Annotated in this window: 4 protein-coding genes and 1 pseudogene; 1 reads left to right on the forward strand and 4 read right to left on the reverse strand. The window is 68.3% G+C overall.

Annotated elements, in window-relative coordinates; genetic code table 11:
• Positions 1-221: 221 nt before the first annotated feature.
• From FVW20_RS10110 to FVW20_RS10125, 4 genes are all read right to left on the reverse strand, one after another.
• A complete protein-coding gene (locus FVW20_RS10110; RefSeq protein WP_196609335.1) occupies positions 222-854 on the reverse strand; it encodes a flavodoxin family protein in 633 nt (210 codons plus the stop codon).
• Between the two features lie 2 nt (positions 855-856).
• Positions 857-1,141: a hypothetical protein gene (locus FVW20_RS10115; protein ID WP_196609337.1), complete on the reverse strand. Its 285-nt coding sequence runs from the start codon at positions 1,139-1,141 to the stop codon at positions 857-859.
• A 198-nt stretch (positions 1,142-1,339) separates the two neighbouring features.
• Positions 1,340-1,972: an MBL fold metallo-hydrolase gene (locus tag FVW20_RS10120; RefSeq protein WP_307831477.1), complete on the reverse strand. Its 633-nt coding sequence runs from the start codon at positions 1,970-1,972 to the stop codon at positions 1,340-1,342.
• Positions 1,969-2,505, reverse strand: a complete 537-nt coding sequence (locus FVW20_RS10125; RefSeq protein WP_196609339.1) for a nitroreductase family protein — start codon at positions 2,503-2,505, stop codon at positions 1,969-1,971. Before FVW20_RS10125 ends, FVW20_RS10120 begins: the two co-directional genes overlap by 4 nt.
• A 434-nt stretch (positions 2,506-2,939) precedes the next feature.
• On the opposite strand from FVW20_RS10125, the pseudogene FVW20_RS10130 reads away from it, so the two are divergent.
• Positions 2,940-3,469 (forward strand): annotated as a pseudogene (locus FVW20_RS10130) (diguanylate cyclase); the annotation flags it as partial.

Below are 3,469 nucleotides of genomic sequence, written 5' to 3' on the forward strand. Positions count from 1 at the left end.
CGGCGCGGCGCCAGGGCCGCGGCGCAGGCCGGGCACAAGGCAGGGGCCCGGAAAGGGAATTCCGCCGGGCGGGACGGTGCGGCGGATTGCCCGCCGTACGGCACATCAGGAAGCGTTGCGGCATGCCCTTCACACGGCCTGCCGCAGGCGGCGCAGCGCACTTCAGCCAGGCCGCAGGCGCGCACCCACGCCGCAAGGCGTGCCCAAAGGGAATGCACCGGCTACTGGTTCACGGCCATGGCCTGGCCGTCGAACATGGCCCGCGCGGCGTTGCCCCCGTATTCCAGCACCCGCGTACAGGTTGCAGGATCATTGGCGATGTCGTCCGGGCCGTCATACCCCGCCAGCAGCAGCGGTTCGGCCAGGGTGATGTTGAACGCCGCCAGGAAGTAGCGCAGCGTCAGCAGGCTGCCGTCAAAGATATGTTCGCCCTTCTTGCGCCCGGCCACCAGGGCCACCCAGGCCGTGCGACGCGGCAGGGACAGCAGCAGGGGGTCGCCCGCCTCGCGCCGCAGCCAGTACGACTGGCCGCGGTCGATGAACGCCTTGAACATGGCGGGCAGGTGGTAGAAGAACACCGGTGCGGCAAAGAACAGCGCGGGGGCCTCCTGCAGCATGGAGAACAGCGGAGCGCTGCGGTCGGTGCCCTCCAGGAAGCACCAACCGTTGGGATCGTGCTGGCAACGGTAGCAGGACACGCAGGGACGTACCTCGTACTGGCGCATCAGCGTCACTTCTATGTTGCCGCCAGCCTCGGCGAATCCGCGTGCGAACAGGGCGGCCAGCTTGTCGCTGTTGCCGTTGGCGCGCGGGCTGCATGACAACGCCCGGGCAGGAATGATGCTTGTGTTCATGGCTACTCCTTGCCGTGCCCCCCGGTGTGGCGTCCCCCACCGGCATCGTTTGGCCCCGTCGGCCCGCCCGGCCCGTCCGGCAAATCCGGTACGTGCCGCCGCGCATCATGGCCATCCGGAGTGCCCCGCCGGAAGCGGATCTCCGCATGGCCCTCGTGCCGGGTGACCTCGGCCTGCCAGCCGGAAACCGTGTGCAGCGTATCCAGCGCCGCATCCACGGCCCCGTGGCCGACCAGAAAAACCAGAGCCGCATCAGGCTTGAAACGGAGGTACCAACCTACCTCCATGCCCACCCCTCAGCAGGTGGCGCGCAAATCGACGAGCAACGGTTCCGACATGTCCATGGGCTCCGCATATAACAGCCCGTGCGTAAAGGCTAGGGGGTGTTTCGAAATAAGGTACGCACGTGGCAGTTTGCCCGGCGGCATGCTGCGCGTCCTTCTGACGGGCGCAGAAGGGCGGCAGGAACCGCTTGCGGGCTGCCCCTACAGGGAAAAATCCGTGAAGTACGGATTGTTCAATTTTTCGGAGCCCACTGTGGTTTCCGGCCCGTGACCGGGGTAGACCACGGTGTCGTCGGGCAAGGTGAATATCTTCTGCACCACCGAGCGACGCAGGGCGTCCAGGTCGCCGCCGGGAAAATCCGTACGGCCGATGGACCGGTGGAACAGCAGGTCGCCCACGATCACGGCACCCGCCTGCGGAAAATGGAACGACAGGCTGCCCGGCGTGTGGCCCGGCGTGGCCAGGACGCGGCAGGCGATGGCGCCCAGGTCCAGGTCGCCCTCCTCCACCGGCTGGTAGCTGAACGGCGTCACGCGCGGAAAGCCGAAGGCCCCGCCCCGGCCCAGTTCAGTTTCCATCAGGAAGGCGTCGGCGGTCCCCGCCAGCACCGGCGCGCCGGAGGCTTCCGCCAGGGCCGCCGCGCCGTAGATGTGGTCGAAGTGCAGGTGGGTGATCAGGATGTGCGTGAGCGCAAGCCCGTTCTTTTCCGCATACTGGAGCATGGGGCGCGGCGTGCCGCCCGGATCCACGGCCACGGCTGCCCCGTCAAGGTGCACGAGGTAGCCGTTGGTCTCCAGCGGCCCCATGGGAAAGGTGGAAATACGCGGCTTCACAGGGCCTCCAGCAGCAGGTTTTCAAGGGGGACGCGGTCGGACGAGCCGCGCTGGGCGGGGTGCCCGGCAGCGATGAGGGCCATGAATTCATACCGCCCGGCGGGCAGGCCCAGAGCCTGTTCCACCTGTTCCGCCTGATTGACGATCTCGCCCAGCCACACCGCGCCAAGCCCCAGCGCGTGGGCGGCCAGCAGCAGGTTCTGGATGCAGGCCCCCGCTCCCTGATGGTCCTTCATGGGGTGGTAGCACGCCTCGCGGTCGAGGAACACGGCCACCAGCACCCCGGCATCGCGCACGATGCGGGCATACCTGGTGCAGCCCGCCAGCGCCTCCTGCCGGGGATCGCCGGGCTGCACCACCAGAAAGCGCCACGGCTGGTTGTTCAGGCCGCTGGGTGCCCAGCGGGCCGCGTCCAGCATGGCCATGATCTCGTCGCGGTTGACCGGCTGGCCGGTGAAGCGGCGGATGCTGCGCCGCCGGTGCAGGGCGTCGAGCACGGCACGGGATGCATCGGAAATATGCGGATCCGTCATGGGGGTATTCTGGGTGTGTTCCCGGTGTATTCTTGGCAACTGCGTTTGGGAATTGCGCCCGGCGTGGATGAAGCCGGAAACGGACGGGCCTGCCGCAGGTGCGGCGGGGCGGTACGCGCCGGATATGTAACCTGTCCGGCCACACCTGTTCGGCCACACCTGTCCGGCCAGACCGGACGATCAGGACCATAGCCCAAGCCACCATACGGTTCAACCTTTCCCCGGTGCGCCGACTGCGACAGACCACTTCCGGCCCCGGCGCAACGTGCCGCGCGCCACGCCGCACACCTTTCCAACGGTGCGAAAAAACGGTATAAGCCATACCCATGAAGCAGCCCACAGCACCCGGAGCCGCCGCGTCCGACAGTTTCCAGCCCTCCGCGCATGCCGACCCCGTCTGTCCGCACGCACGGTCCGAAAGCCCGGCCCAAACCATGCATCAGATACCGCTTACCCGGCGCGACCTGATCGTTTTCGAACACCGCCTGCGCGATGCCATGGCCCGCGTGCTGCCCTTCAAGGCGTACAGCCTGTATTTTCCCCGCGCCGCCAGCGGCCCGGAGCCGCTGTGGCTGCCGCAGGAGCGCAAGCTGCTGGTGCCCCTGATGCATCAGGGCCAGCAGTTGGGCGTATTCGTGGCGCGCGGCGTGCCCGCGCGCACGGCACGCGCGCTGTCTCCGGTGCTGCCGGGCGTGGCCGGGCTGTGCCTGGAAAACCTGCAACTGTACAAGGCCAGCCTGACCGACCCGGTGACGGGCCTGGCCACCCGCCAACACCTGCTGGACGCCATAGCGCGCGAGGTGGACTGCATCCGCGACTGCTTTTCCACCGCGTCGGAGGGCAAGTGCGACCTGGCCGCCGGGCACCGGGCCAGCATGGGCGCCATCGCCGTGCGCCTGGGCAGCCTGCGCGAAGTGGCGCGCGACCACGGCTACGTCTTTGCCGACCGGCTCATCGCCGCGCT

The sequence above is a fragment of the Nitratidesulfovibrio oxamicus genome (assembly GCF_015731765.1).
In the GTDB taxonomy this organism is placed as follows: domain Bacteria; phylum Desulfobacterota; class Desulfovibrionia; order Desulfovibrionales; family Desulfovibrionaceae; genus Cupidesulfovibrio; species Cupidesulfovibrio oxamicus.